The sequence below is a fragment of the Clostridium amazonense genome (assembly GCF_056431285.1).
In genome coordinates this window covers 68,749-87,906 of record NZ_JBWKMH010000024.1, presented here as the reverse complement: position 1 = coordinate 87,906, position 19,158 = coordinate 68,749, and the positions used below count along the sequence as shown (strand labels likewise).

Here is a 19,158-nt window from a genome sequence, read left to right as displayed (position 1 = left end):
CATAAAAACAGCAAAGTTATTAGTTTAACTTTGCTGTTTCTATTTATAAAATATTCTCTTTTATATACTCTACTAAAAAATCATTAAATTTAATTAAGTTTTCAGTGTTTTTGAAAGTACCTTGAGCTATTTTAGGACTTCCACCACCTTTACCATCAAATTGACATATGTTTTCTTTAAATAGATTGCCACAATTAATATTGTATACTCCACTATAATTTAATAATATTTTATTATCCAATTTAGATGATAATATTATTATTAAATTATCTGTATCCATAAATTCTTTATTATATAATTGTACATCTTCAAAGCTTTCATCTTCAAATACAATATTTAAAATATTGCTATCACATTCCTTTAAAAGCTCAATGGAATTCATTTTAATAAATTTTTCTTTTAAAGTTCTTATTTGCTTATTTAAATCTTTTATAGTGTCCATTTGAGTTTTAGCTTTATTTAAAACATCTTCTTGTTTACATTCGAATAACTTTGAAATATCAGAAGCAAATTTTAGCTTATTATTATAATCATTAAAAACTCTATTACCACATATAAAATAAATTCTAGTTCCAGTTTTATTTTTTTCATATTTCAATATTTTAATATTTTCAACTTCACATGTATTTTGAACATGAATTCCACAACACCCACTAAAATCAAAGTTACCTATTTGGACTACTCTTATTGGACCATCAATATTAATTTTTTTTCTTAAAGTTATTTCGTATCTATCTAAATTATCTACAACATATGATTTAATAGGTAAATCTGTTGCAATAATATCATTTGCTAGTTCTTCTACTGATTTTATCTTAGCATCATCAATATATTGAGTATCAATATCTATACTTACGTAATCATCACCTAAGTGAAATGATGTATTATTAGTTCCTAAAATTTGGTGAAAAGCAGCTGATAATATATGCTCACCACTATGTTGCTGCATATAATCAAACCTTTTTTCAAAATTTATTTCACCATTAACTTTTTCATCTACTAATTTTTCATCCATTACATGATAGATTTCACCATCTTTTTCATAAACATAATTTACTTTTAATTTATTAATATATCCAGTATCACATGGTTGACCGCCACCTTCTGGATAAAAAGCTGTTGAATCTAATAAAACATGATATTTACCATCTATAAATTTTATTTCCTTAATTTTAGCATTAAAATGCTTTAAATATGGAGTATCATAATATATTTTTTGTGTCATATTTTAAACCTCGCAATTAATAAAATATTTTTAGTATTTATATAGACTTACAAAATTTACATTTAAATCTTTATTTAAACAAAAGCAATTAAAATATAAATTTTACCTATAATATTAAAATACGCTTTAGATTTTTTAAATTATAGCATATTTTTGAAAAAAACTTAAACATATACTTACTATATTTATTTAATTATATAAGTTACAATATATTTTATATTATAATTCCTTAAGACTTCTAAATCTGTTTTTTATTTTACTCTCATACCCAATTTCAGTAGGTTCATAATATACCTTGTTTTTTATTTTATCTGGAAGATATTGTTGCTTTACATAATGATATTTAAAGTTATGAGGATAAATATACTTTTCTTTATCACCATATAGTCTTTCAGCACCACTATAGCCCTTTTCCCTTAAATGAATTGGAACTTCCCCAATATCTTCATTTTGTACATCATTTAATGCACTGTTTATAGCATTATAAGCTGCATTGCTTTTAGGTGCACTTGCTACATATGTAACAGCTTGAGAAAGTAAAATTCTAGCTTCGGGCATTCCAATTTTAGAAATACCATCTAAACAAGCATTTGCTATTAGTAGTGCATAGGGATCTGCATTACCAACATCTTCAGATGCACATATTAAAATTCTTCTAGCAATGAATTCAATATCCTCACCTGCATAAAGCATTCTAGCTAAATAATGAACAGCAGCATTAGGATCTGAGCCCCTCATACTTTTAATAAATGCAGATATTATATCATAGTGATTATCACTATTTTTGTCATATGTTATATGTTTTTTTTGGATACATTCTTCAATAGTTCCAATATCTATGATTATAACCCCTTCTTCATTTTTATTTGTAGTTAAAACTGCAAGCTCAAGTGCATTTAATGCTCTTCTACCATCACCATTAGAAGATTCAATTAAAAACTCTAAAGCTTCTTTCTTTAATTCTATATTTAAATTTCCAAATCCTCTTTTTTCATCATTTAAAGCTTTTTTTATTAATTTTTTTATATTATCCTTAGTTAATGGATTTAATTGAAATATCATTGCTCTAGATAAAAGAGCTTTATTAACTTCAAAAAATGGATTTTCTGTTGTAGCACCTATAAGAATAATTCGCCCTTTCTCAACATGTGGAAGTAAGGCATCTTGTTGACTTTTATTAAATCTATGAATTTCATCTATAAAAACTATAGTTTTTTTATTTTCCATTTTCAAATCATCATCAGCTTTTTCTATAGTTTCCCTAAGTTCCTTTAAATTACTTGTAACAGCATTTAATGATTTAAAATTACTACTAGTTGATTTTGCAATAACTCTTGCTAAACTAGTTTTTCCTGTTCCTGGTGGTCCATATAGGATTAGAGATGACAATCTATCTGCGCTTATAGCTCTATATAAAAGTTTACCTTTTGATAGAATATGTTCTTGTCCTATATAATCATCTAGGCTTTCTGGTTTTAATCTTTCTGCTAATGGAGCATTAGAAGAATATTCTTTTTCTTCAGTTGGATTTATATCAAAAAGACTAATATTTTTAAAACTCATATTTATAAACCTTTCCTAAAATAAATTATTAAGTTTAAATGGTATAAATAAACATACCATTTATATTTTATGATATGTTTATTATATCAAATTATTTTTCCTTTAGGATAAAAATAATTTAATTAATTATATTAAAATTATTTACATAAATCTGCTAATTATAACTTTTTTATATAAATTGTATAGTCGTTATTTTTAAATTCTACATTGTATAACAACTTTTCAAAAATTTTACATGAACCAATATTGCTATTTCTAACATATGCAACTAATTCATTTACATCTTTAAATTGGTTTTTGTTATCTTTTATATAGTTTTCAGCTAATTTTATAGCATTAAGTCCAAAACCTTTATTACGATAATTTTTATCTATACTATAACTATATACCACTTTAATTTTTTCTTTAGATATTTTTATTTGACCAATTTCATAATTATTATCCATAATTATGAAATGATGTATATTGGGATTTTCAATATTTTTCAAAAAATCAAATTCAAAGCTATGTCGAAAAACTTTTTGAGTATATCTTGCATTCTTTCTTACATCTTCATCATTAATCCATTGAAATAATTTATCAAAATCTTTTAATGTAACCCTTCTTAACTCCATATATTTTCCCCCATCATAGTATTTAGTTTTTCATTTTAACTTTAAATAAATTTTGTTTCTTGACACAATACTATTTAAAATTATAACCTAAATAATTTCTTGTTTTATCATAAATTCTTAAAACATATTAAAAAATTATTTTTCTATATAAAAGCACATTAAGGAAAATAACAAATCAAATATATATTATTTGGTAAGCTATCTTCCTTAACATGCTTAGTGCTTAAAATTAAAATATTTTATTATTCTTGTTCTTGTTCACTTAAAAATTCAGTTAAGTCAGTAGAAGTGCTTTTAGCAAAGGCTAAGAAAACATCCTCATCAATTTCTTTAAATTGTCTAGTATTAACTACAACTAAATCTCTCATTAATAATTTTATGTCTATTTTTCCTACAACTTTAACCATATCAATTTTAGTTAAAGCTCCTAGTATTCCTTCAAACTCTTTTGTGTTTGAAATAACTGCATTATTTGATTTGGGGAATGAAGCTCTATCATCTAATGTAACACATCCGTAAAATTCACCAAATTCATCATATAATTCTAATGCTATATTATTCGTATTTAAGTATCTTTCTAATGCACAAGTTAAATTTAATCCTTGCCATGAAACTTTTTTATTAAATATATTTAAAGTTGCCATTTATAAAACCTCTTTCTTTGGTAATTTACTTTAAGCACCTAATGTAATCTAACATATTTACTAGTAGTATTTACAATTATATTAAATTTAATTTTATAATATACTAGTTATAGATTTATAAGTTTTAAATTTTTATTGAAGCTTTTTTCTGTATAGGGTTCTAAGTTAATTTCTAAATTTATTCATTTTCAAAATTACACATTCTTAATAGTTAATTATGATATGAATTGATTTAAATTTAATAACAAAGTAAAAAAACTATTCTTAAATTCATACATAAAATTTAAGTGAAAGCTTGTTCCCCTATATGCATCATAAATTATCACACTTATATATTATATATAATTTTTCTATATAGTAAAGTAAATTTACATAAATTTTTACTATATAATGCTAATATAATATATTTATATATTATATATAATACCAAAATAATGGCTAATTTTATACGTTGAAAATTTTGGAGTGATAAAAAACTACACTATTTTTAAGTGTAGTTCTATTTCCATTTTTCTAAAGCTTTAATCATAAAACCTTTTATGTCTAATCCATAAACTGATTTTAATTTATGCTCATCTAAAACTTCTTTAGATTTCCCACTAGATATAATTTCTCCATTTTTAATCATAACTATTTCTTCACTAAACATTTGAACTAAATTCAAATCATGAAGTACACCTATTACAGTTTTATTATTTTTTTTAGTCCAGTTATTTATATGCTCTAATATTTCTATTTGGCATTTTAAATCTAAGTGGTTAGTTGGTTCATCAAGTAATATTATATCTGGATCTTGTGCAAAAGCTCTAGCTAAATATACTCTTTGAAGTTGACCACCAGACAATTCACTTATTAACTTATCTTTATAATCCAGTAATCCTACAGTTTCTATGCAATTTAAAATAATATCTATATCTTTTTTAGATAAACTAGCAAAAACACCATCTAAATGAGCATATCTTCCAAGTGCTACAGTTTCATACACAGTATATGGAAAATATATTTGAGAAGTTTGGGTCATAAAAGCAATTTTTTTTGCTAAATCTTTTCTTTTAAAATTTTTAATTTCTTTACCATCTAAAAGTATATTTCCTTTATAGTCTATTAAATTAGCTATAGCTTTTAACATAGTTGTTTTGCCACAACCATTAGGACCAACTATGGATATGTTTTGACCGCGATTTATTTTAATAGAAACATTTTTAACAACATCTATTCCATCATAACCACAATATAAGTTATTTATTTCTAACATATAAATCACCTACTTCTCTTATTAAAGTATAAATAACCAAAGAATGGAGCACCAATTAAAGCTGTTATTGCACCTACTGGAAGTTCAGATGGTGATGCTATAGTTCTAGCTATTAAATCAGTTATTACCATTAAAGAGCCCCCAAAAACTATACACATTGGAATAACAAGTTTATGTTCTGAACCTAAGGTTTTTCTTACTACATGAGGTGTTATTAAGTCAATAAATCCAATTGTCCCACTTAGTGCAACTGCACTTCCAGTTAAAATAGCAGTTGCTATAAATAATATTTTTTTCACTTTTTTTGTTTCTACACCAACAGATTTAGCTTGTTCTTCACCAAAAGTCAAAATGTCCATTTCTCTACAATATCTTAAAACTATTAATATTCCAATTACAAAAAACGGTAATCCAACTAGAACATAAGACCAACCTTTCATGGCGAAAGATCCCATTTGCCACATAGTTATAGTTTTTATATCCTCACTAAATAATGCTGATATAGTAGTTAATATAGCATTAGTAAATAATGAAAAAACCATTCCAGCTAAAATTATAGTACTATTAGATAATCCTTTGTCTACTTTAGTTGAAAACATTATAACAAAAAATACAGTTATAACTCCAGATAAAAAACCTATGAAAGGTAAAGCAAGATTTCCTACTATAGGTATTGTAATTCCTAAAATTATGTATATGCCTACACCTAAAGACGCACCTGATGATACCCCTAATGTATATGGAGATGCTAATGGATTTTTTAATATAGATTGTACAACTGCACCACTTACAGCTAATGCTGCTCCAACTAAAAATGCAAGTAGTACTCTTGGAAGCCTAATAACCCAAATTATAGAAACATCTTTAGGTTTAATACCTTCTATTAATGGTAAATTAAAAAGTTTATTACCAATTATCGATATAATATCTGTTATATTAATATCGGAACTCCCAATGGAAGTTCCGATACAAATTACTAAAAATACTATAGGAATAGATAGTATTAAAAGCATATTTTTATTTTTATTCTTTATATTCATCTGGATAAATATCTCTTGCCATTTCTTTTAGTGCTTTAACTATATTTTGGCTTCCACGAGATGTAGTATTTTTATCAACTAAAAATACTTTATTATTTTTAACTGCATTTACATTTTCAAAACCTGGACGTTTTTTTATTGCATCTGTAGCATTTTCTATGTAACCTTCATTTGTTAATATTACATCTGGGTTAGCAGAAATTACAGATTCTTCACTAGGTGAAATCCATCCTTCTTCTTTAGCAAATACATTTTCAGCACCAATAGTTTCAATCATTTCATTTAGAAATGTTTTGCTTCCAAAACTATATAAACTTGGAGTTGAACCAATCTCAAAGTAAACTTTTTTCTTATCTTTAATTGTACTTGCAGTTTCTTTTATCTTGTCAACTTCGCTTTTCATTTCATCTACTATTTTCTTACCTTCAGATTCAGTTCCAGTTAATTTTGATAAGAAATCTATATCTTCATATATTCCTTCTATACTTTCACTGCTTGGAAGATATACAACTGTAATTCCAGCATCTTTTATTACTTTAAAAGGATCTTCAGAACCTTCTTGATTATGGCCTGATGCAATTACTATATCCGGCTCTAAGCCTATTATAGCTTCAGCATCTGGATTTCTAAAATCTATTTTAGTTATATCCTTATTAATACCTTCAATATCATCTGAGTATTTATCAATAGCAATTAGTTTATCGCCTAATCCTAATCCTACTAAAATTTCTGTATTTGATGGAGCTGTTGAAATTATTTTTTCCATCTTTTTAGGAGTAGTAAATTCATTTCCTGCTCTATCAGTCATAGTTGTAGTTTTACTACCACAACCAACAAATAAAACTGTTGACATAACTACTAATAATAAAGATATTAAAATGTGTTTTAAATGTTTCATATGTAACCTCCGTTTAAATTTTGTAATATTAATCTTAAAAACAACATTATTAATATATACATTTAATATTAAATATATGATTATATATTTAAATTTTATATGAGATACTAATAATTATTATCAATTTAAGCAATAATTATTATATTATTTACATATTATTTTGTCAATTCAAGTAATAAAAAGAAGATTTATGGAATTTATTTATTTCTGCTTAAAATCTTTTTGTAAACTGCTTGCATATGAGGTTCTTTTTTAGTTATGTCCAAAACAGCATTTACATCTATCCATCTAACATCACTATTTTCATCTTCTTTTACTCTTAAATTCTCATTTTCATCAACTTCTAATAAATATACAAGGGATATATGTAAATGTGATGATATAAACTTTCCATTCTTAATATGTGATTTAACTGGTAAAATATCTAAACTTATAATATTTTTATTTACAACACGTATATTCTTAACACCAGTTTCTTCTTTAATCTCTTTTATAGCAACATCTAAAAAATTTTCTTCCCCATCAGCATGACCACCAGGTAATGACCAATTATCATATATATTATGATAAACCATCAAAACTTTATCATGACTTTTATTAAAGGCTAAAGATGAACAAGTTATATGAGCAATAGTATTTTTTCTTGTTAATATATCATCAAAACTACTTAATAAGTTGCACATTGAAATTTTATCTGCTGATTCCTGTTCATTTATTGGTTCATATTTTTTAAGTGATTCTTTCCAATTCAAAATAAATACCTCTTTTCATAATATATAATAAAACCTTTATATTTAATATTTCTATAAAAGTACTATAGGGTTCCAAGTTCAAATTTGAAGTAATGTCTTTTTCAAATGATATTACTAAAATTATATTTTATTCCTATGTTTGTATCGTAAACCAATTAAGAACTAAGAGTGAAAAGTGAAAAGTTATGGTAGCTATTACTCTCTTTGTTCCTAATATCTAAAAATAGAAATGCTTAAAAACTACGTTTTTATATTGTTTTCCACTAATTTGCTCTGAAAATTTAATAAAAAATCATTCTTTTAAATTGGAAATCCAATATTTACATTCATTTTCAACTTTCAATTTTCCATTTTCAATTAAATTAATTAGAATTCTCAACTGAAACATGAATAACTTAAAGTTCCAACTTGGATTCCTATAGCTTTATTTTACTACAATAATTAAGATTACGAAATTCAAAAAAATAATTTTTCAAATGGAGAGATTAGAGATAATACCTTTGAATTTTCAGGAGAAATCAGAAAACTTATAACTAAAATACCATATAAAGTAAATGGAACTTTTGAAGATAACTCCCTAACTGCATTTGCAGATACAAAATATGGGTTATTATCTATAAAGGGAAAAGAAATTTAAAACATGAATTTATTAAATAAAATAGAACTTCACTAAATTTTAGTGAAGTTCTATTTTATCATATTTTCAATTGCTTTCGTTCATTAAAGAAATCTTTATAACATATGTATGTAGCAAGCATTGTTGATATTGATGAAGATGAAAGTATCATAAATGTAACCATTATCTGAAATTTTATTGCTATTAGTGGTGATGTTCCACCTAAAATTAGTCCAGTCATCATTCCAGGAAGTGATACAATTCCTAAAGTTTTTGCTGAGTCTATAGTTGGAATAATGGCTATTTTAATACTGTCTCTTAAAATATCTTTAGAAGCTTCCTTAATATCTGCACCTAAAGATAACTTTACTTCAACTTCTTCCCGTTTATTTTTAAAGTTATTATTTAAGTTTCTATAACTTAATCCAATAGCTACCATTGAATTACTTATAACCATACCAGCTACTGGTATAATTTCATTAGGAACAAATTTTATTGCACCTGATAAAACAAGTATTGTCATTGTTATTATAGTTCCTACTGCCATGGAAACAAAAGATATACTTACTACATTTTTAATGCCTTGTCCCCTTTTTCTTGTGTTTATAGCTGCATTTATCATCATTATTAAAATTAATATTATTGTACATATGGGATTTTTAAGTCCAAATATTAAATCTAAAATGTAACCTACAACTAACAATTGAATAATTGCTCTTAAAATACTTACTATAATTTCTTTTTCCAATCCTAAATGTTCCTTATAAGATATAAAAATTGGAATTAAAATTAGTATAGATGCTATAATTAGTGATATTGTATCCATTACTTAATCCTCTCTATATCTTCAATTTTACCTTCACACATCAATATTCTTTTATTAAATATTTTAGTACTTTGTTCTAAACTGTGAGTAATCCAAAGAATTGTAACACCATTTAAATTTAAATCTTTTATATAAGCTTCAACAAGTCTAGCATTTTCTTTATCTAATGCAGATGTAGCTTCATCTAAAAGCAGTATGTCTGGAGTATAAATTAAGTTTCTTATTATTGAAATTCTCTGCTTTTCACCACCAGATAAAGATTTAATATCTTTTTTTAAAATGCTTTCATCTAAATTAAATTTATTTAGCATTTCTACGATTCTATATCTATCAATAACTGCATTACGTATTTTATATGGGAATGTTAGATTTTCATATACATTATCACCAAATAAATGTGGGATTTGAATGCAATAACTTATATTTTTTCTAAGTTCTATAGGATCATATTCATTATAATTTTTTTCTTTATAGAATAAATTACCTTTAGTTACAGGAATCAAATCTGAACATAATTTTAAAAGTGTGCTTTTCCCACTACCTGAAGAACCAATTATTGATATGCAATCCCCCTTTTCTACATTAAAGGAAATATCATTTAATATTGTTGTATTATCTTTTTCATAGTAAATATTTTTTACTTCAAGTATACTCATCTTAATCTCCTTACTCTAATTATAAGTTTAATTAACTCTACATTTTTATAGTATAAAATTTATAAAAAAATATATCAACCCAAAAGCATAAAGCTGTATTAAAATAAGACAACATTTATTTTAATACAGCTTTAAAACTAGTTTAAATTTTCAATTCTATAACCAATTTCTTTATTTGCAAGTCTATAGCATTCTAATAACATATCTTCTCTTGAAATTGAATTTTCAAAAGTATCTAATGTAAGTTGTTTTCCACCTTTAAAATATTTATCTAAAAGACTTTCTTCTATAGCTAACTGATATGCTAAAGAATAATCATGTAAAATATGTTTTACATGAAAACCTTCTTCTGTTAAAGCTTTACCAACTAATATACTTCGATGACATCTTAAAGGTTCTTGCATAGCACCTAAAAGTGCAATTTTATATCCTTTTTTAATACCTAGTTTTAAACGTTCTACACCATTTTTAAAGTCTATTTCATTTATAACTTTTTCAAAATCAGCATATCCATAACTATTATATGAGGTTTTAGTCTCTCTTTTAGCACCAAATTCCTTAGCCATATAAATATAAGTAAAACCTAAGTTTATTAGTGTGTGTTTTATATTGTCTTTATTATATTGAATATTATACTTAGAATAAGGTGTAGCTCTAATATCTACAATACAATTAATATTATAATGTTTTAACATATCAACTAGACGGGTTAATTCATAATTTGAATGTCCTATTGTATAAATATCCATACACTCACCTTCACTTTTTTAATTTAGTTTATTAAATTTTACATAGATTTATATTCTTTTGCTTCGTTTATATAATGTTGAGCAGAAGTTTTAAGTGATGCTAGTTCATTTTCAGTAAGATTTCTAATAACTTTTGCAGGAGATCCCATACACAAAACTCCAGAAGGTATTTTTTTATTTGAAGTTACAAGACTACCAGCACCAATTATAGTATTTTCACCTATTTCAGCATTATTAAGTATTGTTGCTCCCATACCAATTAATGTATTATCTCCTATTTTACAACCATGTATAATTGCATTATGACCAACTGTTACATTTTTCCCAATTTGTACGCATTCTTTATGTCCTACATGTACTGTAGAATTATCTTGTATATTAGTACCACTTCCTATAAATATTGGATTACAATCACCTCTTAATACTGCTCCAAACCATATACTACAATTAGACTCTATTGTTACATTCCCTATAATATCTGCACTAGGTGCTATAAAAGCACTTTTATCTATTAGGGGATTACTACCCTTATATTTGTATATCATAAAATTCATCTCCTAAATTTCATCATTTGTTTAATTTTATTATATACTAATAAAAATAGTTTTAAATAGAAAACTATTTAAACGGAAAAGTTTAAAAATTCTAATAAAAAAGAATAAATTCAACAAAAATAAATTTATTTTTGTAATTTTTTCAAGTTTTATTGAGAATATGTAAATATTGCAATATAATTAGTTTATTAATTAAAGTATATAATTAAATTTACTTTTTAAAACCTGTGTATTGAGGTGAGAAAAATGTGTTATAAAAATGATTTTTTAAAAAAGGGATATACTTTGGAAGATTTAGAAAGCATATTAGATGCCATTCCTAATGAGATATGGCTTAAAGATGAAAATGGAAATTATAAATATGTAAATAAAGCTTTTGCTGAACAAATGAATAGAAAAAAAGAAGATATTCTTGGGAAAAATGATTTAGATTTTGGTGATAAGGATATTGGAACTAAATCTAATAACAATGATAAAGAAGTTATATTAAGAAAAACACCTACATTTCAAGAATCTAAAATATCTATTAATGGGGTGGAAAAATGGTTTGAAACATATAAAAGTCAACTTTATAGAACTGGAAAAAAATCAAAATGGATTATGGCAATGGCTAGAGATATAACTTTATATAAGAGTATTGATGAACATATTAAGAGAGAAATAGAACAAGATTCTAAAAATATACTTGCTAATTTGGATTTTTCTACTGAACTATATGATATAAAAAAATTTAAAAATACTGATATAGAATATAAAGAAAGAATAAATACAATCATTGTTAATTTGCATAATACTTTAAAATGTGATGAAGTCAGCATTTTTTTATATGATAAAAGTTTACAAAGTTTAGATTTATATCTTAAAACTGGTTGTTATTTAAATTTAGAAGATGATTTTAAATTAAAGCTAGATGATACAACAAAAAATTTTTTTATTAATGAAGATATATGTCATAATTTCACTTATGTAATGAGTAATTTAGGTTATCATACAAATAATGGAGAAGTCATAACTTGCAGTTTAAAATGTAAAGAAAAATTAATAGGTATCATAAATATTTATTATGATTATAATAATAAAACTAATACCAATTATATAAAAGATGATTTCATTAAAAATTGTTGTTACAAACTTGGATTGTTATTTAAAAATAGATTTTTATTTAACAAATCGAAGGATGAATTTGAAAAAAGAATTGCATCAGAGTATGAATTAGAAATGTTTTTAAATACAGCTACAGATTTATGTGCAATTATTGATGAAACTGGTAAATTCATTAAAATTACAGATAAGTGGACAAGTACTTTAGGATGGACTGAAAATGAACTTTTAAAAATGAATATATTAGACTTAGTTCACCCTGATGATTTAGACAATTTCACAAGCATTCATGAAAAATCAATAAAGAAAGAATTGGGTGTATTAAATAAATATAGATGTAAAAATAATGAGTATAAAATACTTGAATGGAGTTGGAATTATATAAAAGATTCTAAATGTACTATTCTTACAGCTAAAGATAAAACTAATCAATTTAAATTAGAAAAGGAAAAAAAATTATTAGAAGATGCTATTGCACTTGAAAGTTTAAAAACAGAGTTTTTTGCTAATATTTCTCATGAGTTTAGGACCCCAATAAATATAATACTTACTACTATTCAATTAATTTCTAAAAATCTAGATAATTGCCCTTGTTTAGATGAAAAAGAAAAACTTTTTAAATATATTAAGAGTATAAAACAAAACTCTTATAGAATATTGAGACTTGTTAATAATTTAATAGATATAACTAGAATAGATGGTGGATATTATGAATTAAAATTAATCAATTGTAATATAGTTTACCTAATAGAAAATATTGTTTCTTCTGTGGTTGATTATATTGGAACTAAAGGACGAAGTATAATTTTTGATACATCAGAAGAGGAAATAATAACAGCTTGTGATCCTGAAAAAATAGAAACTATAATGTTGAATTTATTATCAAATGCTGTAAAGTATACAGAAAAAGACGGTGAAATACTTGTAAATATAGATTATGATAAAGAAAATAGTAATTTAATTGTATCTGTAAAAGATGATGGAGTTAAAATAGATGAAGAACATGCTAAATCTATTTTTGAAAGATTTACACAAACTGATAATTTGCTTAATAGAAAGTGTGAAGGTAGCGGAATAGGTCTCTCACTTGTAAAATCATTAGTTGAATTACATGATGGAACTATATGGTTAAATACTGAATTTAAAGATGGTGCAGAATTTATATTTACTTTACCTATAAAAAAGGTTAAAGATAAAGAAAATGTAGACATTCAATCAAAGGTATTAGATTCTAAAATTGATAGATGTAATATAGAATTTTCAGATATATATTCTGTTTAATAAAAAATTATATATAATAAAAAAACACATATTCAAATTAATGAACATGTGTTTTTTTTGGGTAGTTCAAATATAAAATTAAAATAGTTGAATTATTAAATTACAAATTTGCAGACGATGAGGCAATGTTTATTTACAAATTTGTGTTTTAATTTTATCAATTATTTTTCTTTATATGCATTAATACAGATTTTTGTATAATTTACCTATTTCTTCTTTGCTAAGTTCTACATAGTTATTAGCTAAAAGTCTTTGTTGTGTTTCTATTACACTGTTTGTAAAAATCTCTACTTCTTCTTCTTTCATACCGTAAGAATTTAATTTTTTCTTATTTATTAAATTTTCCAAAAGATTTTCTAGTTCTTCATATACATCTACATTTTTATCTGTTTTCATTACTTCTTTTAATAGTTCATTTACATTTTTTATTTTCCCATTAGGATTCTTTTTATTATAACATTTAAATACTTCTATAAAAAACTGGTAATTAGCTTCTCCATGTGGAACATGATAAGTAGCACCAAGTGGATATGACAATGCATGCACTGCTCCAACTCCAGCATTTCCAAAAGATATTCCTGCATAATTACTTGCAATTAGAAATTCTTCTATTATTTCTTTTCTATATTCTTTACCATTTTCTATTATTTTTTTATATCCATGCAGTATCATTTTAATTGCTTCTTTACTAAACATTTCTGTATATGGGTTTGCTTTTGGTGATACCAATGATTCTATAGCATGAATAAGTGCATCAATTGAACTATATACAAAGAATTCATATGGTAAATTTCTTACAAGCTCTGGTATAAGAATAGCATAATCTGCATATAATTCAGGAACTGCAAGCCCTATTTTAGTTTTTTTAGATTTTATTTCAGCTATAGATATATTTGTAACTTCACTTCCAGTTCCACAAGTTGTTGGTATAATTATAAGTTCTTTTTCTTTTACTATTGGAAGTTTCTTTTCAAATAACTCACAAGTAGTGCCAACTTCTTTAAGTGATAGCACTTTAGATATATCTATTATAGAGCCCCCACCTATAGCTATAACTCTTTTTATATCTTTAGGTGAAATTTCTTTTATTATTTTATCTATTATATCATCAGAAGGTTCTTTTAAATTATAGTCTTCTTGAAAAATATAACAGTTTTTAAGATTTAGATTTTTAAGAAAAGTATCATATAAAAACCTATTAGTAAATATTAAATCATTTTCACATACAGAAAATTCTTCACAAAATTCTTTAACTAAATCAAATTTTAAAATTTTAGGTCTAAGTTCTAATAAATTCATAATTTTATCCTTCTTTCATTAATATCTTATGCCCAAATTTCTTCATCACTTGGAACTTTTGCATCACTATTAAAGAAACCTATTCTTGAAACATTTATTAAGTGTTTGTAATCTAAGTTCTCTGAAATACTGTTATTTCCCCAAGATCCACAGCCTAAAGTAGTTGTTGGCGCAAATCCATTATATAAACTTCCACCTGCTGATGTTGATGAAGGTTGATTTACTACAAGTCGACTAACAGTTAAATGCTTTCCTGCATATTCAATATGCCCCTTATTATTTGAGTGTATTGCACAAGAATGTCCTTTTCCTTCAAAATTTAAATCATTTTGTGCTAATTTAACTGCATCTTCAAAAGTATCATACTCAAAAGAAATCATAACTGGACACATTTTTTCTTTACATAATACATCTTCACGACCATTGCCTCTGGCTTTTAAGATTATTACTTTTGTGTTTTCAGGAATTTTAACACCTGCTAAATCAGCAATAAATTGAGTACTTTGTCCAACTATTTTTCCATTTATAGGTCCATTTTCTGGGAACATTACACTTGCAAACTTTTCTATAGTTTCTGGATCTTCTGTGTAATATGCTCCATTTTTCTTAAATTCTTCTATTATTTCATTATAATTTTCTTTAGGTGCTATAATACTTTGTTCACCTGAGCATATTATTCCATTATCAAATGTTCTTCCTGTTATTATTTTAGGAACAGCTACACTTATATCTACATCTCTATCTATAATACATTGAACATTTCCTGCGCCAACACCATAAGCAGGTTTTCCACTACTATAAGCTGATTTTACCATTCCCATACCACCAGTAGCTATAACTACATCAACTTTCCCCATAAGTTCTGAAGTTAAATCTATTGAGGGTTCTTCTATAGTTTGAATTAAATTTTCAGGTGCACCTAATTCTTTTATAGCTTCATTAAACAAATCTACTACATATTTATTACATTTTTTTGCTCTTGGATGAGGTGCTACTATTATAGCATTTCCACCTTTTAATGCAAACATTGCATTACACATAGGTGTAACTATAGGATTTGTACAAGGTGTAACTGCCGCTATAACTCCTTTTGGTTTAGCAACTTTTATTATTCCTGTACTTTTATCCTCTTCAAGAATTCCTATAGATTTTTTTGTTTTTAGATTATTCCATATAGTTTTTGATTTACCTTTATTTTTACTTACTTTATTTTCATATACACCCATTCTTGTTTCTTCTACAGCCATTTTTGCAAGTTCTTCTGCTCTATCATAAACAACTTTTGCAATTGCTCTAACTATTTTATCTACTTTTTCTTGACTAAATTTTGAGTATTCCTCTTGTGCTAGTTTTGCATTATTTATTAACTCATCAATACATACTTTAGTTTCCATCTTTTATTTCCCCTTTTATTTAATTTATTCAAATTTATATTTTTTTAAATAGCAATATCCACCATATTTATTCCGGCATTAAATGCATCTAAATTTTTATTTATAGTTGATTTTGGAACATTATCGCAAATTGCTTTTTCTATATTTTTATAATTTATTTCTTTAGTTAAAGCTGCCAATATTCCAAGGCATAATATATTTATAGCTTGAGAATTTTTTAATACATTCTCTGTACAGTTAAATATATCGAATTTTCTTACATTTTTTTCATTAGGAGCATCTATACTCTTATCAGTAATTATAATTGTGTTTTCATCTGCGTTTTTTATGAATTTATCAAGTCCACTTTGACTTAAAGCAAGAATGATGTCAGGATTTTCTACTCGTGGGTAACATATATCATTATCTGAAATTATTACATCAGCTCTACAACAGCCCCCTCTTGATTCAGGACCATAGTTTTGAGTTTGTATTGTGTGTTTACCTTCCAAAACTGCTGCTTCTGCTAGAATAACACCTGATTTTACAATTCCTTGTCCACCTAAGCCAGTAAATAATATTTCTTTTTTACTCATTTTAAATTCCTCCTAAACTTAACTAAATATTATTGATGTACTCATTTATATACTCAGGTTCCCTAGTATCTTTTAATATTCCTATTTTATATATGTCAGTATTATTTTTAACTTTTTCTTTAATATCATTTATCATACTAGATGGTGTTTTTAAGGAGTTTCTTCTTCCAAATTGCACTGGACAAGGTGTCAAAACTTCTACTATAGAAAATCCTTTATTATTAAAACTTTTCCTTATCATATCTACCAAATGATTGTAATGTGCAACTGTACTTCTTGCTATGTAAGTTGCTCCAGCAGCTTCTGTTAACTTGCAAATATTAAAATCTCTACAAGTATTTCCTGTTTCAGTAGTTGTTGTTCTTGCATTTAATGGCGTCATTGGTGAACATTGTCCACCTGTCATTCCATAAATATTATTATTGAAAACAATAACATTTAAATCTATATTTCTTCTGCATCCATGTATTAAATGATTACCACCAATAGCAGTACAATCCCCATCACCTGTTAACACAATAACTTCTAATTCTGGATTGGCAAGTTTTATGCCCTCTGCAAAAGGAATTGCTCTTCCATGCAATGTGTGTATAGTATCAAAGTTCATATATTGAGCTGCTCTTGAAGAACATCCAATACCTGAAACTATACATATTTTATCTTTATCTATAGTTAAAGAATCAATAGCTTCAACTAAAGCACTAACTATTATTCCATTTCCACAACCTGCACACCAAATATGAGGAAGATGTTCCTTTCTTAAATATTTATCAATCAATTCTTCCTTCATTTTTAATCCTCCTTTAGTGCATCTTTAATTTCATTAATATTGAAAATTTCTCCACAATATTTGTTTAAAGCTACAACTTTACATTTATCTCCAACAATTGCTTTAACTTCAGATACTAATTGTCCTGCGTTTAATTCTGGAACAATTATTTTATTTATTTCATTTTCTTCTAATATTTTTAATAGTGCTTTATCTGGGAAAGGCCAAATTGTATATGGTATAAATAGTCCTAAATCTTCAATTCTCTCTTCTAAGACAAGCTCTTTACACACTCTAGCTGTAGAACCAAATGTAACAATTAGTGTTTTACAATGGTCCGTATTTATTTTTTTATACATAGAAATATCATCTTTATTTTTTTCTATTTTATTTAACAACCTATCAATTAAATTTTTTGCAATTTCATTTGAATTAGAAGGATAACCCGTTTCATCATGACTAAGTCCTGTTACATGAAATTTATATCCTTCACCAAGTGGTGCCATTGAAGGTACAAAATCTTCTGTTAATTCATGCGAAATAAAGTTTTCTTTACCTTTGGGAATTTTCCTATTTATAATTTCAATGTCATCTTTCAGTTCAACACTTTCCCTCATATGAGCAATAACTTCATCTAAAAGTAAAATTACAGGAACCCTATACTTTTCAGCATAATTAAATGATTTTATAGTAAGTTCATAAATAGTAGCTACACTATCTGGAGCAATAACTATAACTGGATGATCTCCATGAGTTCCCCATTTACTTTGCATTACATCACCTTGAGATACAGATGTTGGAAGTCCTGTACTTGGTCCCCCTCTCATTACATCTACTATTACACAAGGTATTTCTGCCATAGAAGCATATCCTATTACTTCTTGTTTTAATGAAAATCCTGGTCCACTTGTAGCAGTCATTGATTTTATACCTGTTAATGCTGCTCCAACAGTTGCTGCTGCTCCTGCTATCTCATCTTCCATTTGTATAAATCTACCACCCACCTTAGGTAGTTTAACTGAACTTATTTCTGCTATTTCACTTGCTGGACTTATAGGATATCCTGCATAAAACTTCATTCCAGCTTTAATAGCACCTTCAACACAAGCTTCATTTCCTTGCATTAATACTAATTTACTCATTTCTGTCCCCCCTTACATGTATTGCAAAATCAGGACAAATATTTTCACATATGTGACATTTTATGCAACTTTCTTCATTTATTACAATTGCCTTTAATTGTTGTTTACCTAAAACTTTCTTTGGGCAACTGTCTACACATAATCCACATCCCTTACACCATTTTTCATTTATATATATCATGATTAATCCCCCTATCTACAGAAC

Annotated in this window: 19 protein-coding genes; 1 reads left to right on the top strand and 18 read right to left on the bottom strand. The window is 25.7% G+C overall.

What is annotated here, in order from left to right:
* Positions 1 to 43: 43 nt before the first annotated feature.
* From AC07E4_RS09745 to AC07E4_RS09690, 12 genes are all read right to left on the bottom strand, one after another.
* On the bottom strand, positions 44 to 1,225 hold the full coding sequence (locus tag AC07E4_RS09745) for an alanyl-tRNA editing protein (RefSeq protein WP_478216273.1): 1,182 nt from the start codon (positions 1,223 to 1,225) through the stop codon (positions 44 to 46).
* A gap of 219 nt (positions 1,226 to 1,444) precedes the next feature.
* Positions 1,445 to 2,788 (bottom strand): replication-associated recombination protein A, encoded by a 1,344-nt coding sequence (locus AC07E4_RS09740; RefSeq protein ID WP_478216272.1) that lies wholly within the window; start codon positions 2,786 to 2,788, stop codon positions 1,445 to 1,447.
* Positions 2,789 to 2,946: 158 nt separating this feature from the next.
* Positions 2,947 to 3,402 (bottom strand): GNAT family N-acetyltransferase, encoded by a 456-nt coding sequence (locus AC07E4_RS09735; protein ID WP_478216271.1) that lies wholly within the window; start codon positions 3,400 to 3,402, stop codon positions 2,947 to 2,949.
* A gap of 242 nt (positions 3,403 to 3,644) precedes the next feature.
* A complete protein-coding gene (locus AC07E4_RS09730) occupies positions 3,645 to 4,046 on the bottom strand; it encodes a hypothetical protein (protein ID WP_478216270.1) in 402 nt (133 codons plus the stop codon).
* A gap of 499 nt (positions 4,047 to 4,545) precedes the next feature.
* On the bottom strand, positions 4,546 to 5,301 hold the full coding sequence (locus AC07E4_RS09725; RefSeq protein WP_040327455.1) for an ABC transporter ATP-binding protein: 756 nt from the start codon (positions 5,299 to 5,301) through the stop codon (positions 4,546 to 4,548).
* Between the two features lie 5 nt (positions 5,302 to 5,306).
* The gene (locus AC07E4_RS09720; protein ID WP_040327454.1) at positions 5,307 to 6,341 is read right to left on the bottom strand and encodes a FecCD family ABC transporter permease; all 1,035 of its coding nucleotides are present in this window, start codon (positions 6,339 to 6,341) and stop codon (positions 5,307 to 5,309) included.
* A complete protein-coding gene (locus AC07E4_RS09715) occupies positions 6,325 to 7,239 on the bottom strand; it encodes an ABC transporter substrate-binding protein (protein ID WP_040327453.1) in 915 nt (304 codons plus the stop codon). Before AC07E4_RS09715 ends, AC07E4_RS09720 begins: the two co-directional genes overlap by 17 nt.
* Before the next feature lie 197 nt (positions 7,240 to 7,436).
* Positions 7,437 to 7,991 carry an NUDIX hydrolase gene (locus tag AC07E4_RS09710; RefSeq protein WP_040327452.1) on the bottom strand — a complete coding sequence of 185 codons (555 nt, stop codon included), beginning with the start codon at positions 7,989 to 7,991 and terminating at the stop codon, positions 7,437 to 7,439.
* A 695-nt stretch (positions 7,992 to 8,686) separates the two neighbouring features.
* Positions 8,687 to 9,433: an ABC transporter permease gene (locus AC07E4_RS09705; protein WP_430829192.1), complete on the bottom strand. Its 747-nt coding sequence runs from the start codon at positions 9,431 to 9,433 to the stop codon at positions 8,687 to 8,689.
* Positions 9,433 to 10,089, bottom strand: coding sequence for an ABC transporter ATP-binding protein (locus AC07E4_RS09700; RefSeq protein ID WP_430829191.1), 657 nt, complete (start codon positions 10,087 to 10,089; stop codon positions 9,433 to 9,435). The genes AC07E4_RS09705 and AC07E4_RS09700 overlap by 1 nt, the downstream gene beginning before the upstream one ends.
* A gap of 137 nt (positions 10,090 to 10,226) precedes the next feature.
* Entirely contained in the window at positions 10,227 to 10,838 is a 612-nt protein-coding gene (locus tag AC07E4_RS09695; protein WP_430829190.1) for a DUF488 domain-containing protein, read from the bottom strand.
* A 38-nt stretch (positions 10,839 to 10,876) separates the two neighbouring features.
* Entirely contained in the window at positions 10,877 to 11,383 is a 507-nt protein-coding gene (locus AC07E4_RS09690; RefSeq protein WP_478216269.1) for a gamma carbonic anhydrase family protein, read from the bottom strand.
* Between the two features lie 255 nt (positions 11,384 to 11,638).
* Between AC07E4_RS09690 and AC07E4_RS09685 the strand changes: the two genes are divergently transcribed.
* A complete protein-coding gene (locus AC07E4_RS09685) occupies positions 11,639 to 13,774 on the top strand; it encodes a sensor histidine kinase (protein ID WP_478216268.1) in 2,136 nt (711 codons plus the stop codon).
* Between the two features lie 180 nt (positions 13,775 to 13,954).
* Here the strand turns inward: AC07E4_RS09685 and AC07E4_RS09680 are convergent, their stop codons facing one another.
* The 6 genes from AC07E4_RS09680 to AC07E4_RS09655 are packed head-to-tail and all read right to left on the bottom strand — an operon-like array spanning position 13,955 to position 19,134.
* The gene (locus AC07E4_RS09680) at positions 13,955 to 15,073 is read right to left on the bottom strand and encodes a 4-hydroxybutyrate dehydrogenase (RefSeq protein WP_478216267.1); all 1,119 of its coding nucleotides are present in this window, start codon (positions 15,071 to 15,073) and stop codon (positions 13,955 to 13,957) included.
* A gap of 26 nt (positions 15,074 to 15,099) precedes the next feature.
* The gene (locus AC07E4_RS09675) at positions 15,100 to 16,467 is read right to left on the bottom strand and encodes an aldehyde dehydrogenase family protein (RefSeq protein ID WP_478216266.1); all 1,368 of its coding nucleotides are present in this window, start codon (positions 16,465 to 16,467) and stop codon (positions 15,100 to 15,102) included.
* A 44-nt stretch (positions 16,468 to 16,511) separates the two neighbouring features.
* Entirely contained in the window at positions 16,512 to 17,042 is a 531-nt protein-coding gene (locus AC07E4_RS09670) for a 2-oxoacid:acceptor oxidoreductase family protein (RefSeq protein WP_040327444.1), read from the bottom strand.
* A 22-nt stretch (positions 17,043 to 17,064) separates the two neighbouring features.
* Positions 17,065 to 17,832, bottom strand: coding sequence for a thiamine pyrophosphate-dependent enzyme (locus AC07E4_RS09665; RefSeq protein ID WP_040327443.1), 768 nt, complete (start codon positions 17,830 to 17,832; stop codon positions 17,065 to 17,067).
* 2 nt (positions 17,833 to 17,834) lie between these two features.
* Positions 17,835 to 18,953, bottom strand: coding sequence for a 2-oxoacid:acceptor oxidoreductase subunit alpha (locus tag AC07E4_RS09660; protein ID WP_478216265.1), 1,119 nt, complete (start codon positions 18,951 to 18,953; stop codon positions 17,835 to 17,837).
* Positions 18,946 to 19,134: a 4Fe-4S dicluster domain-containing protein gene (locus AC07E4_RS09655; RefSeq protein ID WP_040327441.1), complete on the bottom strand. Its 189-nt coding sequence runs from the start codon at positions 19,132 to 19,134 to the stop codon at positions 18,946 to 18,948. The genes AC07E4_RS09660 and AC07E4_RS09655 overlap by 8 nt, the downstream gene beginning before the upstream one ends.
* Positions 19,135 to 19,158: the final 24 nt, after the last annotated feature.

Bases quoted from the DNA above. Each gene is read 5' to 3' on its own strand.
- AC07E4_RS09745 (WP_478216273.1), bottom strand. From the start codon at position 1,225: ATGACACAAAAAATATATTATGATACTCCATATTTAAAGCATTTTAAT.
- AC07E4_RS09740 (WP_478216272.1), bottom strand. From the start codon at position 2,788: ATGAGTTTTAAAAATATTAGTCTTTTTGATATAAATCCAACTGAAGAA.
- AC07E4_RS09735 (WP_478216271.1), bottom strand. From the start codon at position 3,402: ATGGAGTTAAGAAGGGTTACATTAAAAGATTTTGATAAATTATTTCAA.
- AC07E4_RS09730 (WP_478216270.1), bottom strand. From the start codon at position 4,046: ATGGCAACTTTAAATATATTTAATAAAAAAGTTTCATGGCAAGGATTA.
- AC07E4_RS09725 (WP_040327455.1), bottom strand. From the start codon at position 5,301: ATGTTAGAAATAAATAACTTATATTGTGGTTATGATGGAATAGATGTT.
- AC07E4_RS09720 (WP_040327454.1), bottom strand. From the start codon at position 6,341: ATGAATATAAAGAATAAAAATAAAAATATGCTTTTAATACTATCTATT.
- AC07E4_RS09715 (WP_040327453.1), bottom strand. From the start codon at position 7,239: ATGAAACATTTAAAACACATTTTAATATCTTTATTATTAGTAGTTATG.
- AC07E4_RS09705 (WP_430829192.1), bottom strand. From the start codon at position 9,433: ATGGATACAATATCACTAATTATAGCATCTATACTAATTTTAATTCCA.
- AC07E4_RS09700 (WP_430829191.1), bottom strand. From the start codon at position 10,089: ATGAGTATACTTGAAGTAAAAAATATTTACTATGAAAAAGATAATACA.
- AC07E4_RS09695 (WP_430829190.1), bottom strand. From the start codon at position 10,838: ATGGATATTTATACAATAGGACATTCAAATTATGAATTAACCCGTCTA.
- AC07E4_RS09690 (WP_478216269.1), bottom strand. From the start codon at position 11,383: ATGATATACAAATATAAGGGTAGTAATCCCCTAATAGATAAAAGTGCT.
- AC07E4_RS09685 (WP_478216268.1), top strand. From the start codon at position 11,639: ATGTGTTATAAAAATGATTTTTTAAAAAAGGGATATACTTTGGAAGAT.
- AC07E4_RS09680 (WP_478216267.1), bottom strand. From the start codon at position 15,073: ATGAATTTATTAGAACTTAGACCTAAAATTTTAAAATTTGATTTAGTT.
- AC07E4_RS09675 (WP_478216266.1), bottom strand. From the start codon at position 16,467: ATGGAAACTAAAGTATGTATTGATGAGTTAATAAATAATGCAAAACTA.
- AC07E4_RS09670 (WP_040327444.1), bottom strand. From the start codon at position 17,042: ATGAGTAAAAAAGAAATATTATTTACTGGCTTAGGTGGACAAGGAATT.
- AC07E4_RS09665 (WP_040327443.1), bottom strand. From the start codon at position 17,832: ATGAAGGAAGAATTGATTGATAAATATTTAAGAAAGGAACATCTTCCT.
- AC07E4_RS09660 (WP_478216265.1), bottom strand. From the start codon at position 18,953: ATGAGTAAATTAGTATTAATGCAAGGAAATGAAGCTTGTGTTGAAGGT.
- AC07E4_RS09655 (WP_040327441.1), bottom strand. From the start codon at position 19,134: ATGATATATATAAATGAAAAATGGTGTAAGGGATGTGGATTATGTGTA.